Origin of the sequence: Streptomyces sp. NPDC050703 (genome assembly GCF_040654435.1) — a bacterium.
Taxonomy (GTDB): Bacteria; Actinomycetota; Actinomycetes; order Streptomycetales; family Streptomycetaceae; genus Streptomyces.
Genome location: NZ_JBFAHX010000021.1, coordinates 26,259 through 45,663 on the forward strand (window position 1 = coordinate 26,259; position 19,405 = coordinate 45,663).

General features: G+C 73.6%; 18 protein-coding genes and 1 pseudogene. 10 read left to right on the forward strand and 9 right to left on the reverse strand.

Going from position 1 to position 19,405, the window contains the following annotated elements; all coding sequences use genetic code 11:
- Positions 1 to 72: 72 nt before the first annotated feature.
- Positions 73 to 1,017, forward strand: a complete 945-nt coding sequence (locus AB0I16_RS20215) for a hypothetical protein (RefSeq protein WP_363250811.1) — start codon at positions 73 to 75, stop codon at positions 1,015 to 1,017.
- A 75-nt stretch (positions 1,018 to 1,092) separates the two neighbouring features.
- Here the strand turns inward: AB0I16_RS20215 and AB0I16_RS20220 are convergent, their stop codons facing one another.
- The 3 genes from AB0I16_RS20220 to AB0I16_RS20230 all read right to left on the reverse strand — a co-directional run bounded on the left by AB0I16_RS20220 (position 1,093) and on the right by AB0I16_RS20230 (position 6,644).
- Positions 1,093 to 2,133, reverse strand: coding sequence for a lactonase family protein (locus tag AB0I16_RS20220; protein ID WP_363250812.1), 1,041 nt, complete (start codon positions 2,131 to 2,133; stop codon positions 1,093 to 1,095).
- A 457-nt stretch (positions 2,134 to 2,590) separates the two neighbouring features.
- Positions 2,591 to 4,099, reverse strand: a complete 1,509-nt coding sequence (locus AB0I16_RS20225) for an FUSC family protein (RefSeq protein ID WP_363250813.1) — start codon at positions 4,097 to 4,099, stop codon at positions 2,591 to 2,593.
- Positions 4,100 to 4,370: 271 nt separating this feature from the next.
- Positions 4,371 to 6,644 (reverse strand): catalase, encoded by a 2,274-nt coding sequence (locus AB0I16_RS20230; protein WP_363250814.1) that lies wholly within the window; start codon positions 6,642 to 6,644, stop codon positions 4,371 to 4,373.
- Positions 6,645 to 6,869: 225 nt separating this feature from the next.
- On the opposite strand from AB0I16_RS20230, the gene AB0I16_RS20235 reads away from it, so the two are divergent.
- From AB0I16_RS20235 to AB0I16_RS20245, 3 genes are all read left to right on the forward strand, one after another.
- The gene (locus AB0I16_RS20235) at positions 6,870 to 7,406 is read left to right on the forward strand and encodes an isochorismatase family cysteine hydrolase (RefSeq protein WP_363250815.1); all 537 of its coding nucleotides are present in this window, start codon (positions 6,870 to 6,872) and stop codon (positions 7,404 to 7,406) included.
- 78 nt (positions 7,407 to 7,484) lie between these two features.
- A complete protein-coding gene (locus AB0I16_RS20240) occupies positions 7,485 to 8,369 on the forward strand; it encodes an SDR family oxidoreductase (protein WP_363250816.1) in 885 nt (294 codons plus the stop codon).
- Between the two features lie 94 nt (positions 8,370 to 8,463).
- On the forward strand, positions 8,464 to 9,801 hold the full coding sequence (locus tag AB0I16_RS20245; protein WP_363250817.1) for an APC family permease: 1,338 nt from the start codon (positions 8,464 to 8,466) through the stop codon (positions 9,799 to 9,801).
- 9 nt (positions 9,802 to 9,810) lie between these two features.
- Here the strand turns inward: AB0I16_RS20245 and AB0I16_RS20250 are convergent, their stop codons facing one another.
- The 3 genes from AB0I16_RS20250 to AB0I16_RS20260 all read right to left on the reverse strand — a co-directional run bounded on the left by AB0I16_RS20250 (position 9,811) and on the right by AB0I16_RS20260 (position 11,274).
- Positions 9,811 to 10,188, reverse strand: coding sequence for a peptidoglycan-binding domain-containing protein (locus tag AB0I16_RS20250; RefSeq protein WP_363250818.1), 378 nt, complete (start codon positions 10,186 to 10,188; stop codon positions 9,811 to 9,813).
- A gap of 62 nt (positions 10,189 to 10,250) precedes the next feature.
- Positions 10,251 to 10,718 carry a hypothetical protein gene (locus AB0I16_RS20255; protein WP_363250819.1) on the reverse strand — a complete coding sequence of 156 codons (468 nt, stop codon included), beginning with the start codon at positions 10,716 to 10,718 and terminating at the stop codon, positions 10,251 to 10,253.
- Positions 10,719 to 10,758: 40 nt separating this feature from the next.
- Positions 10,759 to 11,274: a hypothetical protein gene (locus AB0I16_RS20260; RefSeq protein WP_363250820.1), complete on the reverse strand. Its 516-nt coding sequence runs from the start codon at positions 11,272 to 11,274 to the stop codon at positions 10,759 to 10,761.
- A 244-nt stretch (positions 11,275 to 11,518) separates the two neighbouring features.
- Here AB0I16_RS20260 and AB0I16_RS20265 point away from each other — a divergent pair, with 244 nt between their 5' ends.
- Together AB0I16_RS20265 and AB0I16_RS20270 are read left to right on the forward strand one after the other, a co-directional pair.
- Positions 11,519 to 12,478 (forward strand): AraC family transcriptional regulator, encoded by a 960-nt coding sequence (locus tag AB0I16_RS20265; protein WP_363250822.1) that lies wholly within the window; start codon positions 11,519 to 11,521, stop codon positions 12,476 to 12,478.
- A 165-nt stretch (positions 12,479 to 12,643) separates the two neighbouring features.
- Positions 12,644 to 13,213: pseudogene (locus tag AB0I16_RS20270) on the forward strand (dioxygenase); the annotation flags it as partial.
- Between the two features lie 64 nt (positions 13,214 to 13,277).
- Here the strand turns inward: AB0I16_RS20270 and AB0I16_RS20275 are convergent.
- Both AB0I16_RS20275 and AB0I16_RS20280 read right to left on the reverse strand, forming a co-directional pair.
- Positions 13,278 to 14,231 (reverse strand): GNAT family N-acetyltransferase, encoded by a 954-nt coding sequence (locus AB0I16_RS20275; RefSeq protein WP_363250823.1) that lies wholly within the window; start codon positions 14,229 to 14,231, stop codon positions 13,278 to 13,280.
- Between the two features lie 161 nt (positions 14,232 to 14,392).
- Positions 14,393 to 14,809, reverse strand: coding sequence for an ATP-binding protein (locus AB0I16_RS20280; protein WP_363250824.1), 417 nt, complete (start codon positions 14,807 to 14,809; stop codon positions 14,393 to 14,395).
- Positions 14,810 to 15,129: 320 nt separating this feature from the next.
- Between AB0I16_RS20280 and AB0I16_RS20285 the strand changes: the two genes are divergently transcribed.
- The 3 genes from AB0I16_RS20285 (at position 15,130) to AB0I16_RS20295 (ending at position 17,640) form a co-directional block, all read left to right on the forward strand.
- On the forward strand, positions 15,130 to 16,305 hold the full coding sequence (locus tag AB0I16_RS20285) for an alpha-hydroxy-acid oxidizing protein (protein ID WP_363250826.1): 1,176 nt from the start codon (positions 15,130 to 15,132) through the stop codon (positions 16,303 to 16,305).
- A gap of 102 nt (positions 16,306 to 16,407) precedes the next feature.
- Positions 16,408 to 16,920 carry an Lrp/AsnC family transcriptional regulator gene (locus AB0I16_RS20290; protein ID WP_363250827.1) on the forward strand — a complete coding sequence of 171 codons (513 nt, stop codon included), beginning with the start codon at positions 16,408 to 16,410 and terminating at the stop codon, positions 16,918 to 16,920.
- 45 nt (positions 16,921 to 16,965) lie between these two features.
- Positions 16,966 to 17,640, forward strand: a complete 675-nt coding sequence (locus AB0I16_RS20295) for an HAD family phosphatase (protein ID WP_363250828.1) — start codon at positions 16,966 to 16,968, stop codon at positions 17,638 to 17,640.
- A 19-nt stretch (positions 17,641 to 17,659) separates the two neighbouring features.
- Here the strand turns inward: AB0I16_RS20295 and AB0I16_RS20300 are convergent, their stop codons facing one another.
- Positions 17,660 to 18,688 (reverse strand): asparaginase, encoded by a 1,029-nt coding sequence (locus AB0I16_RS20300; RefSeq protein WP_363250829.1) that lies wholly within the window; start codon positions 18,686 to 18,688, stop codon positions 17,660 to 17,662.
- Positions 18,689 to 18,832: 144 nt separating this feature from the next.
- On the opposite strand from AB0I16_RS20300, the gene AB0I16_RS20305 reads away from it, so the two are divergent.
- Positions 18,833 to 19,312, forward strand: coding sequence for an Lrp/AsnC family transcriptional regulator (locus AB0I16_RS20305; protein ID WP_363250830.1), 480 nt, complete (start codon positions 18,833 to 18,835; stop codon positions 19,310 to 19,312).
- The last annotated feature ends 93 nt before the right edge of the window (positions 19,313 to 19,405 follow it).

Here is a 19,405-nt window from a genome sequence, read left to right on the forward strand (position 1 = left end):
AATCGGACTTATACCGCCCACCTGCACCCTCCCCGAACAGCGTATGGCCGCGAGCCAGTAGCATGCGGGCGCATGAGCTCCCCCACTGGGCCCGCATCCGGCCTGCCCGTACGAATGCCGCGCCCCCGTCAGCCGGGCCGGCACCGCCGCCCGGAGCCCGTCGCGGCTCCTGAGGGCGCGCCCGCACTGGTCCTCGCCGTCCCGGGACCCCCCAGCACCACCACGCGCCAGCTCGCCGAAGAGGTCGTGAGCATCGCCCGCTCCGAGCTGCCCGGCCTCGACGCCAGGATCGGCTACGTCGACGGTGAGGAAGACGCCACCGTCACGTCCTTCCCCGAGTTCCCCTCGCTCGCGTCCGTGCTCGCGCACGCGGCGGCCGAGCGCACCGCCCGCTTCGAGCGCGCGCGCGAGGCCGGCGCCGACGCCGCCGGGCCCGAGGGCCCCGCCGCGGTCGTCGTGCCGCTGCTCGCGGGCCCCGACAGCGCCCTGATGCTCCGCGTCCGGGAGGCCGTCACGGCCGGCGGCGCCCCCGCCGAGCTGACCGATGTGCTCGGCCCGCACCCGCTGCTCGCCGAGGCGCTGCACGTGCGCCTTTCGGAGGCGGGCCTCGCCCGCGCCGACCGCGCCCGGCTCTTCACGGTGGCCACCGCCGCCGACGGCATCATCCTCGCCACGGTCGGCGGCGAGGAGGCCGTGCAGGCCGCCGGGATCACCGGCATGCTGCTCGCCGCGCGCCTCGCGGTGCCGGTGATGGCTGCCGCGCTCGACCAGGAGGGCTCCGTCGCGGCCATCGCCGAGCAGCTGCGCGGCGCGGGCTCGGCGCAGCTCGCCCTCGCCCCGTACCTGATCGGTCCCGAGCTCGACGAGGGGCTGCTCGACGCGGCGGCGAAGGAAGCGGGCTGCTCGGCCGCCGAACCGCTCGGCCCCTACCCGGCGATCGGCAAGCTGGCCCTGTCGAAGTACACGACGGCGCTGGGCATCGCGCCGCAGCAGGCTTCGGGCGCGCCGGTGCACTGAGTGCTCCTCGTACGCCGGTGAACGGGCCCGCCCCGATGTGGGGGCGGGCCCGTCCGCGTACGCGGGCGGGGCGGCTCAGCCGAAGATCACGCAGGAGGCGGCGGGCGCGTCGATCGAGCCCGCCTTGCGGGGGATGCCGGTGCCGGGGTCGACGGTGAACCAGGTGACGTCCCCCGAGCGCTCGTTGGCCGCGTAGAGGTGGCGGCCCGAGGGGTGAAGGGCCAGGTCACGCGGCCAGTGCCCGCCGCACGGCACCGTGGCGGCGAGGCGGGGGGCCTCGTCGGGGGCGCCGAGGGCGAGGACGGAGATGACGTCCGTGCCGCGCGTGGCGGTCCAGAGGAACCGCCCGTCGGGGGCGACGACGACCGCGGAGGGGTAGACGTCGCCCTCGGGGGTGTCGACGAGGACGGAGACCTCGCTGAGCGGCTTGAGCGCGCCCGTCCCGGCGTCCCAGGAGCAGGTGGTGAGGGTGGGCGAGAGTTCGTTGAGGAGGTAGGCGCGGTCGCCGTCGGGGTGGAAGGCGAGGTGCCGCGGGCCCGATCCGGGGCGTACGGCGACCTCGCGGTGCAGGGTCAGGCCGTCGTCGCCGAACGCGCAGACGCGCACGGAGTCCGTGCCGAGGTCCACGCTGACCGCCCAGCGGCCGCTGGGGTCGGCGAGCACCTGGTGGGCGTGCGGGCCCTGCTGGCGCTGCGGGTGCGGGCCCGAGCCGGTGTGCCGCAGTTCGCTGGACGGGGTGGCGGCGAGGCCGCCGTCGTCGCGCAGCGGTACGGCGGTGACGCTGCCCGACCGGTAGTTGGCGGTGAGGACGTGGCCGTCGTACAGGTCGAGGTGGGTGGGGGCCGAACCGACCGGCACGGGCTTGCCCCTGAGTTCCGGCTTGTCCCCGTCGATGTGGAACGCGGCGACGGCGCCGTCCGACGTCTCACTGACCGCGTAGAGGGTGTCTCCGGAGGGCGAGAGCGCGAGGTAGGACGGGTCAGGCACGGCGTCGGTGGTGCTGAGGACGGCCAGCGCGCCGGTCCCCGTGTCCACGGCCGCCGTGAGGACGCCGAGGCCCCCGGCGGCGGTGAACGATCCGATGTAGGCCCGTCCGGCCTGTCTGCCCACGACCACTGCTGTCCCCTCTCGACCGGGGCGCCGCGTCCCGGGCGCCGCTCGTGCGGCCGACGCTAGCAGTGGGTCACGGCGGGGCCGGGTGAGCCCCGGGGATCACCGCGTGTGTCGCAGCTCACTCCCGCGCGCGGGCCGGTGGCGGAACCTCCAGCACTCCTTCACCGTTTACCCATATGTGGCCTCGCGGAGAGGCGCCCGTCCTCCGCTCGCCACCCCCTTGCCGCCCCGGCTGGTCCCCCCCGTCCAGCCGGGGCTTCTCTTTCTCGTGTCAGCGGCCTCGTATCGGCGCGTTTCGTGTCAGCGCCGCTTCTGGGAGTGCAGGTACCAGGCTGCGGCGAGAGCGATGAGCACCACGATGATGAGTATCTTCATGACCTCCTGCTGCCCAGGACGGCAGGTCTGAAGCCCACCTCCCCGCCGTGGCCGCGCCCGGTGGCGCGCTCAGGCCCCGGTCGGCTCAGGCCCCGATCAGCCGTGTCCGCGGCGAGCTGTGCAGGGGGTCGGCCAGCTCCGCGAGGGCCCTCTCCAAGCCGTGCAGATGGGCGAGAGCCGGTTCGACGACGGAGCCGTGCGGCACATCGGCGGGCCGGAGGGACGCCGGGGCACCGTCGGCGGGACCCGTCAGCGCCTCGACCGCGGCCTCCACGCGCCAGCAGGCGGCGGCGAGCCGGTCGTCGTGGGACGCCTCGGGGTCGGCGGCGATCGAGGCCAGGCCGCGCACCTCGTCGGCGCAGGCGTCGAGCAGCGCAATGACCTGCCGGGCGCGTTCCTTGCGGGCCCGCAGCGGGCTCAGCGGGTGGACGAGCGGGGCGAGGGAGAGGCGCACCTTGCCGAGGAGCTGCTCCAGTTCGGCGACGCGGGGCGCGGGGTCGGCCGTGACCGAACCGGCGAGCCGGGCCGCGGCCTCCGCGGTGCAGGCGTGCACGCAGCGCAGGGCGCGTTCGATCCAGGCGTGGGTGGTGGCGTGCGTCGTCACGGGCAGGACGAGCAGCACCGCGAGGGCGGCGCCGAGGGCTCCCGCCCCGGTCTCGGCGACGCGCAGGGCGAGCAGGGCCGGGTCGAGCACCCCGAGCAGGCCGTAGAGCACCCCGGCCATGACGGTGACCGCGAGCATCATCCAGGTGTAGGAGACGGCGGCCGTGTAGAAGATGCCGAAGACGCTGACGGCGACGATGAGCGCCGAGGGGACGGGCGCGCCGTCCAGCGGCACGGCGACGACGAGGCCGAGCGCGACGCCGATGACGGTGCCGAGGACCCGGCGGAAGCTGCGGACCAGGGTCTCCCCGCTGGACGCGGTGTTGACGAAGACCCACCAGGTGGCGCCGACGGCCCAGTACCAGCGCTGATCGGAGAGCACCTGGCCCACGGCGAGCGCGAAGGCGCCGCCCGCGACGGCCTGCACGGCCTGCCGTGTGGTCGTACGGGCGAGGCCGGTGCCGGGGTGCGGCGGCGGCATGACGGCCGGGGGCAGCCGGCGTTCGTAGCACCAGGCGCCGAAGCGGACGGCCGCCGCGGCGCAGAGCGAGAGCAGGACGGCGGCGTACAGCTCGGGGAGCTGACGGGGGACGGTGTGCAGGAACTGCGTCGCGAAGAACATCATGAACGCGAAGACGCCGAGGGAGTGCCCGCGCGGCCCCCAGCGCCGCGCGTAGACGCCGGCTCCCATGACGGCGAGGAAGGCGGCGTCGCGCGCCACGGGCACGTCGTGCAGCAGGGCGGCGACGGCGAGTACGGGGAATCCGACGGCGGGCAGCAGGGCCGTGGTCACCGCCTGCCCCCTGACCGTGGCGTCGCCGACGGTGAAGAGGGCGAGCAGCGCGGCGAGGCCGCCCGTGATCGCCGCGACGAGCGAATGTCCGGCCAGACCGCACACGGCGACCGCGCCGCCGATGCCGAGGACCGCCCTGGAGGCGAAGCGCAACCGCGTCCGTCCCGGATCGGGCGCCACGAACATCCTCTTCATCACTGCCTTCCCGCCCCTCTCGCGCCTGTCGCGTCCGGTCCGTGGGGTTCGTCCGAGGAACCCGCATGAAAAAGGCGCCGCGGAAACCCGCAGCGCCATCGACAGCACCATCACACCATCTGATCGCCCTCTGGCTCAACCGATGCCGGTCGCACTGGGCCATTGGCACACCGTCGGGCGCTTCGGCTGGGCCGCGGGCGGGCCAACGGATCACGCGGGGCCGGGGGTGTGGCGGTCGGTGCCCCGCCACACCCCCGGACATCGGCGCCGCTGGTCAGACGGCCGGACCGAAGCGCTCCCAGGCGCGGTGGGCGCCGAGCGACTGGGTGACCGTACGCAGCACGGTGGCCGGTTCACCCGCGGTCACGCCCGCGGCGCCCGCGGGCAGTCCGGCCGCTTCGAGGACGGCCGGGCCCGTGCCCCAGGCACCGATGGCCTTGCCGTGCCGGAAGGCCTCGGAGACGAGGAGCAGCACCCGGGGGTCGATCGCCGTGGCCACGGCCGCCGCGTCGTCGACCTTGGCGTCGCGCGCTCCGTAGGCGTCGGGGGCCGGGGCGGGGGCGGCGGCGAGGAGGACGGCGTCGAACTCGACGGACCGCGCGGTGGTGAAGGTGCGCTGCACGGTGACGGGGTCGGCGTCCAGGCCGAGCTTGCCGCCGGCCGGGGCGATGACCAGCGGGACCATGCCGGCGTCCAGGATCTCCGCGCGCACCGTGCGGACGGCGTCCAGGTCGGCGCCGTCGGTGACGATGCCGATGATGCGGCCGTCGGCCGGCCACTCCTGGCCGACCTGGGAGAGGGCGGGGCTCGGCGCGACGTCGGCGAGCGGAACGGTGGCCTCGGGCGCGGGCAGGCCGAGTCCCGTGGCGACCCGGGAGCACAGCTCGGGGTCGATGTTCGCGAGGACCCGCAGGCCGCGCTCCTTGATGCCGGTCTCCCAGCACTTGCCGAGCTCGAAGGTGTAGGCGGCGATGATGTGCTCGCGCTCGACGGGGGTCATGCTGAGCCAGAACTGCCGGGGCTGGCTGAAGTGGTCGTCGAAGGTGGCCGGCGCCTCGCGCACCTTGCGGGAGGCGGGCACCTCGGCGGGCACCTCGATGTAGGCCCCGGTGTCCGCTCCGGCGAGGAAGGGGCAGCCGCCGTCGGCGGAGTTGGGCCGGTAGGGGGCGACGCCCCGGTGCACGGCGGTCTGGTGCATGCCGTCGCGCAGCATGTCGTTGACGGGCGCGTGGGTGCGGTTGATGGGGAGCTGACCGAAGTTCGGGCCGCCGAGCCTGCTGATCTGCGTGTCGAGGTAGGAGAAGAGGCGGCCGTGGAGCAGCGGGTCGTCGGTGACGTCGATGCCGGGGACGAGGTGGCCGGGGTGGAAGGCGACCTGCTCGGTCTCGGCGAAGTAGTTCGACGGATTGGCGTTGAGGGTCATCAGGCCGATCGGGCGGACCGGCGCCAGCTCCTCGGGCACGATCTTCGTGGGGTCGAGCAGGTCGATGCCCTCGAACATGTGGTCAGGGGTGTCGGGGAAGGTCTGGACGCCGAGCTCCCACTCCGGGTAGGCGCCCGCCTCGATGGCGTCGGCGAGGTCGCGGCGGTGGAAGTCGGGGTCCACGCCGCCGGTGAGCTGCGCCTCCTCCCACACCAGGGAGTGGACGCCGAGGCGCGGCTTCCAGTGGAACTTGACCAGCGTCGTGGCGCCTTCGGCGTTGACGAGGCGGAAGGTGTGGACGCCGAAGCCCTCCATCATCCGGTAGGAGCGCGGGATGCCGCGGTCCGACATGTTCCACAGCGTGTGGTGGGTGGCCTCGGTGTGCAGGGTGACGAAGTCCCAGAACGTGTCGTGGGCGCTCTGCGCCTGCGGGATCTCGCGGTCGGGGTGCGGCTTGCCCGCGTGGATGATGTCGGGGAACTTGATCGCGTCCTGGATGAAGAACACCGGGATGTTGTTGCCCACGAGGTCGAAGACGCCCTCCTGGGTGTAGAACTTCGTGGCGAAGCCCCGGGTGTCCCGCACGGTGTCCGCGGAGCCGCGCGAGCCGAGGACGGTGGAGAAGCGGACGTAGACCGGCGTCTCGACGCCCTCGGCGAGGAAGCCCGCCTTGGTGATCCCGGCCGCGGTGCCGTAGCCGCGGAAGACGCCGTGCGCGGCGGCGCCCCTGGCGTGCACGACGCGCTCGGGGATGCGTTCGTGGTCGAAGTGGGTGATCTTCTCCCGCAGGTGGTGGTCCTGCAGCAGCACGGGGCCGCGCGGCCCCGCCTTCAGCGAGTGGTCGGTGTCGTAGAGGCGCGCGCCCTGGGCGGTGGTCAGGTAGGCACCGTCCTGGGCGACCCTGTCCTGCGGCACCCCGGTCGCCTGCCCGGTGGGGCTGTAGGTGTCCGGGCCGCGCTGGTCGGCTTTGGGCGGCAGGGGCTCGCGCGGCTCCGTGGGCTCGGCGACCGGCACGGCCTCGGGGCCCGGAGCACCAGGAATCTCATTTCCCTTGTGCATGGCCTTCTGGACCTTTCCCACGGCCTTCTCCGCTGCGGCGGTCACCGGGTTCTTCTTCTCGCTCACTGGATTCCGATCCTTCGACGGTACGGTGCCACGGGCGGGGAGTGAGTGGCACCTGGCAGGGGCTCTTTCGCGTGACGACGGGTACCCCGCACCCCCGCAGGAGACACCTGCACTGCGCCGTCCGTGGCCGGACGGAAAGTGCGATTGGCCGGGGCCGACCCGGGTAGACGGTGATCGGTCTCTTCGAGAACATGCGCGCGCCATCCGCAGTGCCATCATGGGCCCATGGGAAAAAGCGCGCTCATCGTCATCGACATGATCAACACCTATGACCATCCCGACGCGGACCAGCTCATACCCTCCGTACGCAAGGCGTTGCCCTCGATCGTGCGGCTGATCGAGCGCGCCCGGGAGGAGGGTGTACCGGTCATCTACGTGAATGACAATTTCGGCGAATGGCGCTCCCACCACGGAGAGATAGTCGAGACCGCCCTGTCGGGACCGCATTCCGAACTGGTCCGTCCCGTGCGGCCGGACGACGCGTCACTGTTCGTGGTGAAGGCCCGCCATTCGATCTTTTTCGAGACGCCGCTCACTTATCTGCTCTCCCAGCTCGACGTCGACCACGTGGTCCTTTCCGGCCAGGTGACCGAGCAATGCGTGCTGTATTCCGCGCTCGACGCCCACATTCGCCATCTGCGGGTGACGGTGCCCGAGGACGCGGTGGCCCATATCCACTCCGACCTGGCTGGGGCGGCGCTGCTCATGATGGAGCGCAACATGCACGCGACCATCACCGACTCCGAGGGGGTCGCGTTCTGAGCGTCCGCGGGAGGGAAGCCGGACAGCGGTGTCACCGCTGAGGGCCCCCACCCGGGGCCCCCGAACCGAGGAGTGCCCGTGACCGACCGACAGCACGTCCTGCGCGGCCGTACGGCCGTCGTGACCGGCGCCGCGCGCGGTATCGGCGAGGCCGTCGCCAGAGAACTGGCGTCGCGCGGCGCGAAGGTGGCGCTCCTCGGCCTGGAGGAACGGGAGCTCGCCCGGGTGGCCGCCGCGCTGCCGACGGCGTCGGGACACTGGCACGTGGACGTCACCGACGACGCGGCGATGGCCCGCGTGGCCGCGGAGGTGCGCGGCAGGCTTGGTCCGGCCTCCGTCGTCGTCGCGAACGCCGGGGTGGCCGAGGGCGGCCCGTTCGTCGATTCCGACCCGCACAGCTGGCGGCGCGTCGTCGACGTCAACCTCGTGGGCAGCGCGATCACCGCCCGCACCTTCCTGCCCCAGCTCCTCGACACCCGCGGGCACTACCTCCAGGTCGCCTCGCTGGCGTCCATCGGGGCCGCCCCGCTGATGAGCGCGTACTGCGCGTCGAAGGCGGGCGCGGAGGCCTTCTGCCACGCCCTGCGCGCGGAGCTCGACCCGCGCGGGGTCGGCGTGGGCATCGCCTACCTGAACTGGATCGACACGGACATGATCCGTGACGCCGACCGGTACCCCGTCCTGCGCGAGCTGCGGGCGCACATGCCGCCGCCGGCCCGCAGGATCTACCCGGCGGCGATGGTGGCGGGCCGCATCGTGCGTGCCGTCGAGCGCCGGGCGCCCAGCGTGTACGTGCCGGGGTGGCTGCGGGGCGTGCAGGCGGTACGGGCCATGCTGCCGGGGGTCGTGACCCGGTTCGCGCGGCAGGAGCTGACGCGCTCGGAATTCTCGGCGACGGGTCTCCTCGGCGCGGGCGGGCGCGCGGCGGGTGCCGAGGGCGTCCGCGCGCCGGGGTCCGCGTAGAAGGGTCCGCATAGAAAGGTCCGCGGGGAAGGTCCGCGCGGGCGTCCGGGGGACGTACTGCCTGGCAGGCGCGCCGCAGGGTATACGGCTCTGCGTGAGAACTTCCGGTACCACCAGCACCACCGCGCAGACGTCGGACGAGCCGACGGCGCTCAAGAAAGCCCTGACCACTCCCCTCCTGTACTTCTTCATCCTCGGCGACGTGCTCGGCGCGGGCGTGTACGTCCTCGTCGGCCAGGTGGCGGCCGACTCCGGCGGCGCCGTGTGGGTGCCGCTGGTCGCGGCGCTCTGCCTGGCGCTCCTGACGGCCACCTCGTACGCCGAACTGGTCACCAAGTACCCGCGCGCGGGCGGCGCCTCCCACTACGCCACCCTCGCGTACGGGCCCTTCGCCGGCTTCCTCGCGGGATTCTGCATGCTCGCGGCGGGGATCGTGTCGGTCGCCGCGCTGGCCCGCGGCTTCGGCGGCGACTACCTCTCCGAGTTCGTGACGCTCCCCGTCGCGCTCGTCACCGTCGTCTTCCTCGCCGCGCTCGCGCTCCTGAACGCGCGCGGCATCCGTGAGTCGACGCGGGCCAACGTGATCGCCACGGTCATCGAGGTGGGCGGCCTCGTCGTCGTGATCGGGCTCGGCCTGTGGATCGTGCTGCGCGGCGACGGCGACGTCGGCAGGCTGACGCAGCTCGGGACGGCGAGCCACGGCCCCGCGGCGGCCGTGCTGAGCGGCGCGGTGCTCGCCTACTACTCCTTCGTCGGATTCGAGACGTCCGTCAACGTGGCCGAGGAGACCCGCGATCCGCGCCGCTCGTACCCGCGGGCCCTGTTCGGCGCGCTCATCACCGCGGGCGCGGTGTACGCCCTGGTCGGAGCCGCCGCGGCGGCGGCCGTACCGACCGGGCGCCTGGCCGGTTCGAGCGGACCGCTGCTCGAAGTCGTCAAGGAGGCGGGCGGCGTCCCCCCGGAGCTGTTCAGCGCCGTCGCGCTGGTCGCGGTGGCCAATGGGGCGCTGCTCACCGGCATCATGTCGTCCCGCCTCGCCTACGGCATGGCGCGTGAGGGACTGCTGCCGTCGTTCCTGACCAGGGTGCTGCCCGGCAGGCGCACCCCGTGGGCCTCGATCGCCGCGACGACGGCGCTCTCCCTGCTGCTCGCGCTGACCGGTGACGTGGCCACGCTCGCCTCGACCCTGGTCCTGCTGCTCCTGGTGGTCTTCTTCCTGGTCAACACCTCGGTGCTGGTGCTGCGCCGCCGTGACACCGCGCCGCGCGAGCACTTCAGGGCGCCGCTCGCGGTGCCGTTCCTCGGCGCGGTCTCCTGCGTCGTGCTCGCGACGCAGGTCGAACGTGAGGTCTGGACGCGGGGCCTGGTCGTGCTCGCGGTGGGCGCGGTGTGCGGCGCCGTCGCCACGGTCCGGCTGCGGCGCGCCCGCTGACGACCCTGCCTAGGGGTGCAGGGCCGCCCAGGTGCGCGGGCCCACGAAGCCGTCCGCGCTCAGGCCGACGCTCTGCTGGAAGTTCTTGACGGCGGCCAGCGTGGCGTCGCCGAAGATCTTGTCCTGGGCGACGCTCTTGTAGCCGTAGACCTTGTTCAGGATGCACTGGAGGTGGCCGACGGCGTCGCTCGCGTGGCCCTTGCCGAGTTCCGGGTGGTCGCCGGTGTAGGGACAGTAGCGCCACTCGCCGTCGGTGGCCTGCCTGGTCCCGACACCGGTGCCCGACCCGGCGGCCTGGGCGACGGCCGGCCCCGCCATCAGCGCACAGCCGAGCAGCACGGCGGCGAGCGTACGGGTGCGGAGGGCTCTGCTGGGTCGCGAAGTCACGGTGGTCTCCCGGTCTGAGTCGTGCGGACGGATGCGGACGGACGGGGCGGTGGCTGCCCCGCTCAGACCCAGGGGCAGCGGGGCAGCCCGGGGTAGGGGTGCTGCTGGGTCTGCACGACCTTGGCGGGCACCATGCCCCAGCCCTTGATGCCGGGCAGGCTCACCACCTCGTCGCCCTGGGTGTAGTACCAGACCTTGTTGCCGTCGGCCGCGGCGTCGCCCAGCGTCCAGCACACGAACCAGCTCGGCGAGAGCTTCAGGCGGCCGGTGACCGGTGCGTTGAACGCGGGGCGGCCGAAGGCGTCCGACGCCAGGTTGTCGCAGTACAGGTCGAGGCTGAAGGCGTTGCCGAGGGTGTCCCTGTGCGGCTGGTTCTGCCGCAGGGAGCAGGTGGGCGACGTATCGGAGGGACCGGCCGCGGGTGCCGGGGCCGCCTGGGCGGTGGGGGCCGCCGCCGCGGACAGGGCCAGGCAGAGCGCGGCGCCCGCCAGGGCCGTGCGGCGCTTGCCGGGGGCGGAGGTTCGGCTCATGCGCGTACTCCTGTCGGCTCGTGCGGGGTGCGGGGCGGTGTCATGACCAGGTGCACTGCTTCAGGCCCGGTACGGGGTGGGTCGCGGAGGAGAGTTCGGCGGCGGGGAGGTAGCCCCAGCCCTTCGCCGTCCTGGCGCCGGAGACGGTGTCGCCCTGGGTGTAGTACCAGATGTCTCCGCCCTGGTAGACGCTGCCGCGCTTCCAGCAGACGAACCAGCTCGGCGAGAAGGCGATCTGGCCGTTGACCGTGGAGTCGGTGGTGGACTGCACGCGGATCGAACCGGTGGTGTGCGCGCACACCACGTCGCCGAGGAAGTGCATGCCGGTCCAGTCGGTGTGCCTGGCCTCGGTCCGCGTCTGGCAGGCCGCCGCGCCGGCCGAGGCCGAAGCGGTGCTCTGCGAGGCCGGTGACACGGCGAGGACGGCGGCGCCGACCGCGGCGAACGCCAGGGCGGCCCGCCATCCCCGGCTCCCGCTCCCGCCGCGGCCGGGGCGTGGGCGCCCGGCGTCCGGTCCGTTCCCTTCGCGCTGTGCTGCGAGCTGTCTCACGGCCATGTCGGCTGTCTCCCGGCAGTTCACTCCGCGTGGGTGGGCCGTGAGGCGCTCTCGGCGCGGCCTCCGGCCCGCTGGTGTTCCGATCGTGTCGCCGAGCCCTGACGCGTCTCTGACACGCCCTCTCCCCCGCGGGCACCGCGCATGCCATCGTGTTCGCTCGGCGGGTCAGGTCCGGACCAAGCACGCCGGGCCGCCCCGGCAAGAGCCAGGCGAAGCACAGGACTTCGGGACAAGGAGCGTACGCATGCGCGGCACAACGGTTCTGCCCGGCGAGGGCGACAGCGGGGAACCGTCCGGCGGCGGCATGCCGACGCACCGCCTGGAGGTGCCGATGCCCAACGCGCTGCCCTTCGCCATCGGCACCTTCGACACCATCGGGCCGATGTCGCGGGCCGCCTTCCCCCACCGGCACACCTTCCACGAGATCGTGCACGTCACGGGCGGCACCGGCAGGCACGTGGTGGACCTGAACGGCTGCCCGCTGCGCCCGCCCCACCTGTGCTTCATCGCTCCCGGCCAGGTCCACCACTGGGAGGACGCCACGGGCCTGGAGGGCCGCGTCATCCTCTTCACCGACGACTTCCTCCTCGACCACCCCGCCGACCGGGACATCCTGCGGGGGCTCGGCCGGCGTGCCACGCTCGCGCTGCCCGCCGAGGACGCGGAGTGGACCGCGCGGCTCGTCGCCGACCTGGAGGCCGAGTACCGCTCGGGCGCCGCCGGCTTCCACAGCGTGCTGCGGTCCCTGCTGCACGTCCTGGTGGTACGGGCCGCGCGGCTGCCCGCGGCGAGGCCCGCCGCCGCGCCGTCCGCGCCGCCCCGGTCACGGCCGGGTTCGGTGGCCGCGGAGTTCACGGCGCTCCTCAACGGCCCGGAGGGCGCCGCCCACTCGGTGCGGACGTGCGCGGAACGGCTCGGCGTCTCGGTCGGCTACCTGAGCGAGGCGGTGAAGGCGTCCACCGGCCGCACACCCGGGGAGCTGATCCGGCAGACCAGGGTGCACGAGGCGAAACTCCTGTTGCTGCACACCGAACTGACGGTACGCCAGGTGGCGGCGCGGACCGGTTTCGGCGATCCGGCCTACTTCTGCCGCTTCTTCCGCCGCGAGACCGGGACGAGCCCCGGGGACTTCCGGCGCGGCACCGGCGATATTCACCATGACCACCGGCTCCAGTCCATCGCACGGCCCGCCGCCTCCGCATAGCTTCTTAGCCGATCCGGAACCACCCCCACCCCCTCAGGAGGAGCGATGGACGACGAGATCGGCAGCGGAGCCGGGGACGAGGCGCGCGGCGAAGGCGGCGAGTCACGGCCGCGCGGCAGGGGGCCGAGCCGCAAGACGGTGCTGAGGGCCGCCGCCGCGGCGGGCATGGCCCTGCCGGTGGCCGGCCTCATGAGCGTCCCCGCCCTCGCGCGGACGGCGGGCGAGCGCGGTGAGGCCCCGGAACTGACCCCGACCTGTGACGACGGCGACGATCCGACGCCCCCGCAGATGGAGGGCCCGTACTTCAAGCCCAACTCCCCGCGGCGCACCTCGCTCCTCCAGTCGGGCACACAGGGCGTGCGGCTCACCGTCACCGGTTACGTCTTCGGGCGGGCCTGCCGCCCCATAGGCCAGACCCTGCTGGACTTCTGGCAGGCCGACGCCTACGGGACGTACGACAACGTCGGGTACCGCTTCCGCGGCCACCAGTTCACCGACGCCAACGGCGCGTTCAAGCTGACCACGATCGTGCCCGGCCTGTACCCCGGGCGGACCCGGCACCTGCACGTCAAGGTGCAGGCACCCGGCCGCCCGATCCTCACGACGCAGCTGTACTTCCCCGGGGAGCCGCGCAACAACACGGACGCGCTCTTCGACCCCCGGCTGCTGATGAACGTCCGTACCGTCGGCAGCGCGAAGGAGGCGGACTTCGACTTCGTCCTGAACGTGCCGCAGTAACCGAGCCGCGGCCGGCACGGCCCGCGCCCCACCCCCGTGGAGGCGCGGGCCGTGCCGGCCGTCACACCGTACGGACCAGTTCCCAGGTGTCGACGGCGTGGTCGAGCGTCATCCCGTGCCGCTCGTACAGGGCGAGGGCCCCGCTGCTGTTGTCGGTGTCCACGCCGAGGCCGATCCGCTCGCGGCCCCGCGCCGCGTAGTGCCCGAAGGCGTGGCGCAGGAGGTGGCTGCCGAGGCCCTGGCCGCGGGCCTTGGCGAGGACGCCGAGGTTGCCGATCCAGCCCATGGAGGGGCGGTCGTCGTGGGTGCGCAGCACGGCCGCGTCACCGATGCCCTCGACGTGGGCGATCCACACCAGTGACCAGTCGGCGCGCTCGCCGTCGATGTCGTCCAGCCACTGCCGGTAGCTGCGCGGCCGGAAGTCGAAGTGCTCGGCGAAGCTCTCCTGGAGCAGGGCGTGGGCGCGCCGCCTGTCGTCCTCGTCCCGGCAGTCGCGCAGCGTGACTCCGGCCGGGACGGCGGGCGCCCGGTCGGCCACGGCGTCGAGCGGACGGACCATCACGTGGTAGCGCCGTACGGGGAGCCAGCCGCGGGTGCGCAGCGCGGGCAGGTCCATGGTGGGCGCGGTGTTGAGGTACATGTGCAGCACGGCACGCGCGGCGCCGTTGCCCGCCGCGCGTTCGGCGGCTCGGGCCTCGACCAGGTCGAAGAGGTGCAGGGCCCCGTCGAGCCGGCCGGGCAGCACATAGTGGTCGACGTCGATCCGCTCGCCGTGCGACTCGTCCCACAGCCGGGCGTATCCGATCAGCCGCTCGCCCTCGAACAGCAGCCAGGAGTCGCGCTCCAGGTCCACTTCGGGGTGCTTGAGGTCGGCCAGTACCTCGGCGGACTCGGTGTCGGCGCGGCCGATCTCCAGCAGGTCGACCTCATTGAGCAGCGCGCACACCGCGTCCGCGTCGCCGGGCGTCGCCGGGCGCACGGTCAGTCCGGACGGCGGTATGTGAGACGTGGTCATGCGCCCACTCTCGTGGCCGGGGCCACCGCGCCGCAACGGAGTTTCCCGGCGCCGGGCCCGTCACCGCGCGGGCCGCTCCCCCGGCTCGCGCCGGCGCCAGCCGGCATCACGGTACGGGCGGTGCGCGCCGTGCGGGCCGTGCCGGGTTCCGGCGCGGCCTCCTAGGCCAGGACCGCCCTGACCTTCTTCCCGCCTCGTTCCATCCGTATGACCTCCACACGGTGGGCCAGTTGGCGGACCATGGCCAGGCCGCGGCCGCTCTCGCGCTCGGTGCTCGCCCTGCGGGCGCGGGGCCGGACGGGGCTCGCGTCGTGGACCTCCACGGTCACTCGGCCGCCCGTGACCTCCACGCGCAGGCGGCAGCCGCCGCGGGCGTGCTGGACGGCGTTGGACACGAGCTCGGAGACGACGAGCGTGGCGTCGTCCACCCGCTCGGCGGACACCTCCGTCTTGCGGCGGTGCGGTCTGACGAGGAACGCGGAGGTCAGCTTCCGTGCCCGGCCCGCCGAAGCGGCCTCCTGCGGCAGTGCGTACTCCACCCCCGCGGTGGCACGGCGGGCGCGCTGGTGCGCACGCATGGCGGATCATCCCCTCCCTGGGTCCGTCGGTGAACGTCGCGGTCGAGGTCCGGGACCGCGGCTCTTCCTGGGGGACCGGCTGGTCGTCCTGGGCGGCGCCGGTCCTGCCTCTCGGTGATGCCCCCGTCCGCTGATCGCCAATCCGGCTGTGCGGTACGCCTCATCGCGTGTTCACGACACCGTTCGCCGGGGTGCGCGGACATTGACCCTGACGTCAGGTTCATCCGAGACTGCGCGTGTGTCCGCGCGCGGCGGCCCCACCCGAGAGCCCGAGAACCCCGAGAACCCATATGCCCGGATCGCCCAGGAGAGGCCGCCCCATGAATGCGACGCCCCGCCCGTTCAGGGACTACCAGGACGAGATCTACCTCAACGGCCTGGGCGGCGTGGTTCCCGCCTTCCCCATGGCCTACGCCGACCTGGAGGCCCGCGCACGGGCCGCGCTGCCGCCCTCGGTCCTCTCCTACGTCGCGGGCGGCGCGGGCGACGAGCGTACGCAGAACGCCAACGTCACCGCGTTCGAGCGGTGGGGGCTGATCCCGCGCATGTTCGTGGGCGCCGCCGAGCGCGACCTGTCCGTCGAGCTGTTCGGGATGACGCTGCCGTCGCCGCTGTTCCTGGCTCCCATCGGTGTGCTCGGCATCTGCGGGCAGGACGGACACGGGGACCTGGCGACCGCGCGGGCGGCGGCGCGCACCGGGGTGCCGATGATCGCCTCGACGCTTTCGGCCGACCCGATGGAGTCGGTGGCCGCCGAGTTGGGGGACACCCCCGGCTTCTTCCAGCTCTACACGCCCACCGACCGCGCGCTCGCCGAGAGCCTGGTGCACCGGGCCGAGAAGTCCGGGTTCAAGGCGATCGTCGTCACGATGGACACCTGGATCACCGGCTGGCGCCCCCGCGACCTGAGCACCTCCAACTTCCCGCAGCTGCGCGGGCACTGCCTCGCCAACTACACCTCCGACCCGGTCTTCCGCGCGCACCTTCCCGTCGCCCCCGAGCAGGACATGGGGTCCGCCGTCCTGACGTGGGTGCGGCTCTTCGGCAACCCGTTGACCTGGGAGGACCTGCCGTGGCTGCGCTCCTTGACCACGCTGCCGCTGATCGTGAAGGGCCTGTGCCACCCCGAGGACGTCCGCCGCGCCAGGGACGGCGGCGTGGACGGCGTCTACTGCTCCAACCACGGCGGTCGCCAGGCCAACGGCGGGCTGCCCGCGCTCGACATGCTCCCCGAGGTCGTCGAGGCCGCCGACGGGCTGCCCGTCCTCTTCGACTCCGGGGTCCGCAGCGGCGCGGACATCGTCAAGGCCATCGCGCTCGGGGCGAGCGCCGTCGGGGTGGGCCGCCCGTACGCGTACGGGCTCGGCATCGGCGGGGCGGACGGCGTCACGCACGTCCTGCGCTCGCTCCTCGCCGAGGCCGACCTGCTCATGGCCGTCGACGGCTACCCGACGCTCGCGGACCTCACCCCGGAGGCGCTGCGCCGGGTCCTCTGAGCCGGCCGCCGCCCGGCCGTACCCGGATGCCCGGGAGCCGGGCGGGCCCGGCGGCTAGAGTTCACCAGCGAGCGACCCCGCCCACCTGGGAGAACCGGCACCATGGCCGTCGACGAACTCGACACCCGCATCCTGCGGCTGCTCCTCGAACAGCCGCGCACCAGCCTGCGCGAGTACGCGCGCCTGCTCGGCATCGCCCGCGGCACCCTGCAGGCCAGGATCGACCGCCTGGAGCGGGACGGGGTGATCACCGGCACGGGCCCGTTCCTCTCCCCGGCCGCGCTGGGCCACCCGGTGCTCGCCTTCGTCCACATCGAGGTCACGCAGGGGCACTTGGACGAGGTGGGCGACGCGCTGGCCGCCGTACCCGAGATCATCGAGGCGCACTCGATCACCGGCGGCGGCGACCTCCTGACCCGCGTCGTGGCACGCGACAACGGCCATCTGGAAGACGTCGTCCAGCGGCTGATCCAGCTGCCGGGCGTGGTGCGCACGCGGACGGAGATGGCGCTGCGCGAGCGGGTGCCGCACCGGCTGCTCCCACTGGTCGAGTCGGTCGGCGGCGCCGCCCCCGGCAGCCCGGCACCCGGCGGCCCGGCACCCGGCGGACGCTGAGCCTCGGCCCGGGAGCCGACCTGCGCCTTTGGCATCCTTGGGGCCATGAGCACCTTCGGCACCACCGCGGTCATCTTCGATCTCGACGGCACCCTCGTCGACAGCGAGCCCCACTACTTCGAGGCGTCACGGGCCCTGCTCGCCGAGCGCACCGGCCGCGCGTACACGTGGGCCGACAACGAGCGCTACGTCGGGATCAGCTCCCACGAGACGCTCGCGGACTGGCGGACGGAGTACGGGATAGCCGCCCCGGTGGCCGAACTCATCGCCGAGCTCGACCACCGCTATCTGACGCTGGCCCGCGCGGGCACGCCGGTGTATCCGGAGATGCGGAAGCTGGTGGAGCGCCTGCACGACGCGGGGGTGCCGATGGCCGTGGCGTCCGGTTCCTCGCGCGCGGCCATCGCGGCGGTCCTCGCGGGTACGGGGCTCGACGCCTGGCTCACGACGTTCGTCTCCGCCGAGGAGGTGGAGCGCGGCAAGCCGGCGCCCGACGTGTTCCTCGCCGCGGCGGAGCTGCTCGGGGCGGCGCCGTCCGACTGCGTGGTCTTCGAGGACGCGGCACCGGGCGCGGCGGCGGCCCGCGCCGCGGGCATGCGCTGCGTCGCGGTCCCGTACGTGGCGGCGCACGCGGAGGACCCCTCCTTCGCGGAGGCGGACCTGCTGTTCCCCGGCGGCCACGGCGAGTTCACCGCGGAGGCGGCGCTGGCGCTCCTGTAGGGAGGCCGTGCGCCAGGTGTCAGGCGGCGGCCCGGTCGACGGCCGCTGCGGGCTCCTCGCCCCCGGCGAGAATCCGGCGCAGCTCGGCCGTGCGCTCCGCCGCGTCGCCCCCGGCGAGCAGCGCCGCGAGGAGCGCGGTGCGCGCCTGGCCCGCGCGGAGGGTGCCGGTGAGGACGGCCCCCGCGGCGGCGAGGTCGACGGCGCCGCCATGGGTGTAGATCTCGGTGACGGGGCCCGCCTGGACGCGGGTGGTGAGGGCCACGAGGACCCCCCGGTCGACGGCGTCGGCGACGGCGGCCACGAACTCCGGGGTGGCGTTGCCCGCGCCGGTGGCGACGAGGACGACGCCCTGGGCGCCCGCGTGCACCGCGGTCTCCAGGAGCAGCGGGTCGGCGTCGACGTGGTGCATCACCATGTCGATGCGGGGCAGCGACACCGCGGCGGCGGGCAGCGGCAGGGGGGCGGGGCGCTCGGGGCGGTGCAGTACGGACACCTTGCCGAAGCCGACCTTGCCGACGCGGGGCCCCGAGGGGTCGGCGAAGGCGTCGGCGGCGAGGGTCTGCGTCTTGACGGTGCCGCGCGCGGCGTGCACCTTGCCGTCGAAGACCACGAGTACGCCCAGGTCACGGACGCTCGCGGCGGTGAGCAGCGCGTCGTAGAGGTTGCCGGGGCCGTCGCCGTCGGTGGCGCCGAGCGGCTTCTGGGCGCCGGTGAAGACGACCGGGCGGGGGTCGTGGTGGTACAGGTCGAGCAGGAAGGCGGACTCCTCCAGGGTGTCCGTGCCGTGCGTGACGACGATGCCGTCGACGCCGGGGTCGGCGAGGACCTCGTGCACGGTGCGCAGCAGGGTGAGCTGCTGGGCGGAGGTCAGACGCGGGCTGTTCACGTTGAACAGGTCGACGACCTCGGAGGTGATGCCCTGGGGGATGGCGGCCGAGGCGAGCACTTCGCGGCCGGGGGCGTCGGCGGCGAAGCCGGTGCCCTGCCAGCGGCTGGCTATGGTGCCGCCGGTGCTGATGACGACGATCCGTCCCGTCTGCGCTTCCACGTCCGCGTACCTCCCTGGGGTCACGGAGGACCGTCGGTCCTCACAGTGGTGGCCATTTTCCTGGCGCAAGAATAGGTCGAACACCGCGCAATGTGCTTGCCGAGATCGGCTGCACACGCAACACAGAGGGTGGATAATCGCGCCATGGACGAGATCGACCGCAATATCTTGCGCGAGCTGCAGAACGACGGCCGTCTGACCAACCAGGAGCTGGCCCAGCGCGTCGGCCTCAGCGCGTCCCCGTGCATGCGCCGGGTGCGCCAGCTGGAGCTGGACGGCGTGATCCAGGGGTACCGCGCGGTCGTCGACCCCGAGGCGGTCGGCCGCGGCTTCGAGGTGCTCGTCTCCATCGAGGTGCGGCGCGACCGCGAGACGGTGGAGGCGTTCGAGGCGGCCCTCCAGGACATCCCCGACGTCATCGAGGCGTACCGCCTGTTCGGCAGCCCCGGCTGCCTGCTGCGCATCGCCGTCGCGGACCTGGCGGCGTACGAACGGCTCTGGATCGAGCGGCTCACGGCGCTCGCGGGCGTCACGGAGGTCAACTCGCAGATCATCATGAAGCGGATCAAGGAGCCGGAGGGCCTGCCGGTGGACGCCGGGCCCCCGGGCGACAGGAACCGCTGATTCCGCCCCCGTCCGGGCTCCGCGACCGCGCGACCGCACGACTTTGGTCCAGACCTATTGACGTCCGGTCTGGACCTGCCTAGCGTGGCGCCT